Annotated in this window: 3 protein-coding genes and 1 pseudogene; all 4 read left to right on the forward strand. The window is 60.0% G+C overall.

Annotation, left to right across the window (positions count from 1 at the left end; all coding sequences use genetic code 11):
- On the forward strand, window positions 1-515 hold a 515-nt coding region (locus tag DBR24_RS14565; RefSeq protein WP_146189048.1), incomplete at its 5' end, for a ParA family protein.
- Window positions 516-524: 9 nt separating this feature from the next.
- Window positions 525-1397 carry a ParB/RepB/Spo0J family partition protein gene (locus tag DBR24_RS14570; RefSeq protein ID WP_041073587.1) on the forward strand — a complete coding sequence of 291 codons (873 nt, stop codon included), beginning with the start codon at window positions 525-527 and terminating at the stop codon, window positions 1395-1397.
- A gap of 148 nt (window positions 1398-1545) precedes the next feature.
- Window positions 1546-1953: a F0F1 ATP synthase subunit I gene (locus DBR24_RS14575; protein WP_123470093.1), complete on the forward strand. Its 408-nt coding sequence runs from the start codon at window positions 1546-1548 to the stop codon at window positions 1951-1953.
- A gap of 16 nt (window positions 1954-1969) precedes the next feature.
- A pseudogene (locus tag DBR24_RS14580) lies at window positions 1970-2060 on the forward strand (F0F1 ATP synthase subunit A); the annotation flags it as partial.

Consider the following 2060-nt stretch of genomic DNA (forward strand, 5'->3'; position numbering starts at 1 on the left):
AAGTAGTGCTGCTGGAAATGCAGATGAAGGAAAGCCGTCTGCGCAGCGCGCTGGCGCCGATCCGCGAAAACTACGATTACATTCTGATCGACTGTCCGCCGTCGCTGTCGATGCTCACGCTGAACGCACTGGTTGCCGCCGATGGGGTGATTATCCCCATGCAGTGCGAGTACTTTGCGCTCGAGGGTTTGAGCGACCTTGTGGATAACATCAAGCGCATCGCTGAACTGCTGAACCCGAACCTGAAAGTCGAGGGCCTGCTGCGGACCATGTACGACCCGCGCCTGAGCCTGATGAACGATGTGTCGGCGCAGCTCAAGGAACACTTCGGCGAGCAGCTCTACGACACGGTGATCCCGCGCAACATTCGCCTGGCCGAAGCGCCGAGCTACGGCATGCCGGCGCTGGCCTACGACAAGCAATCGCGCGGCGCCCTGGCCTACCTGGCCCTGGCCGGCGAGATGGTTCGTCGTCAGCGCAAAAATTCACGCATCGCCGCTGCCCAGCCAACTTAAGGAATCCCCATGGCCGTCAAGAAACGAGGTCTCGGACGTGGACTGGATGCACTGCTGAGTGGTCCGACCGTCAGCGCGCTGGAAGAACAAGCGGCGCAGGCCGATACCCGTGAGTTGCAACACTTGCCGCTGGACTTGCTCCAGCGCGGCAAATACCAGCCACGTCGGGACATGGACCCGCAGGCGCTGGAAGAACTGGCGTCGTCGATCAAGGCACAAGGCGTCATGCAGCCGATCGTGGTGCGCCCGATTGGCGGTGGCCGCTTTGAGATCATCGCCGGTGAGCGCCGCTGGCGTGCCAGCCAGCAGGCCGGGCAGGAAACCATCCCGGCCATGGTCCGCGATGTGCCGGATGAAACCGCGATCGCCATTGCGCTGATCGAAAACATCCAGCGTGAAGACCTCAACCCGATCGAAGAAGCGGTCGCCCTGCAGCGTCTGCAGCAGGAATTCCAGCTCACTCAGCAGCAAGTCGCCGAGGCTGTGGGTAAGTCCCGCGTCACTGTGGCTAACCTGTTGCGGCTTATTGCACTGCCGGAAGTGATCAAGACCATGCTGTCCCACGGCGACCTGGAGATGGGCCACGCTCGTGCATTGCTCGGTCTGCCGGACAATCAGCAGGTCGAGGGGGCGCGACATGTTGTCGCACGCGGCCTGACCGTGCGCCAAACCGAGGCACTGGTTCGCCAGTGGCTGAGTGGTAAACCGGAGCCGGTGGAAGCGGCCAAACCCGACCCGGATATCGCCCGCCTCGAGCAGCGTCTGGCCGAGCGCCTAGGCTCTGCGGTGCAGATTCGCCACGGAAAGAAGGGAAAGGGTCAGCTGGTCATCGGTTATAACTCTCTCGATGAGCTCCAAGGTGTGCTCGCACACATCCGCTGAAACATTTCCTCATGTAGCGCGCAGTCGGAAATCACTACCTGACAGTTGAATAGGGGCAGAACCGCCCCTATACTCTGCGCGCATTTTGTCGGCACAAATTATGCCAAGTTATTGAATTTCGGCAGCCGACCATTGGAGAGCAATCGTGATGGAAACCCGCAAGCCAAACCGCCTGCCGTTCCATCGCCTGGCGGTTTTTCCGGTGTTGATGGCTCAGTTTGTCGTTTTGCTGATTGCCGCTTTGGCGCTCTGGCAATGGCATGGAGTCGTTGCCGGATACTCGGGACTTTGCGGAGGCCTGATAGCCTTGCTGCCCAATGTTTATTTCGCTCACAGGGCATTTCGGTTTTCCGGCGCCCGAGCAGCCCAGTCCATCGTCCGGTCTTTTTATGCCGGCGAGGCAGGCAAACTGATTTTGACGGCAGTGCTCTTTGCACTGGTGTTTGCAGGTGTGAAGCCACTGGCGCCGATCGCAGTATTCGGCGCGTTCGTGCTGACTCAGTCGGTCAGCTGGTTCGCTCCCCTGCTGATGAGAACAAGACTTTCGAGACCTTAGGGCGTTTGAGGCAACCATGGCAGAAACAACCGCTTCGGGCTATATCCAGCACCACTTGCAGAACCTGACCTTCGGTCAGCTACCTAACGGCGGCTGGGGCTTTGCCC

This window comes from Pseudomonas sp. HMWF006, from assembly GCF_003061205.1.
GTDB classification, from domain to species: domain Bacteria; phylum Pseudomonadota; class Gammaproteobacteria; order Pseudomonadales; family Pseudomonadaceae; genus Aquipseudomonas; species Aquipseudomonas monsensis.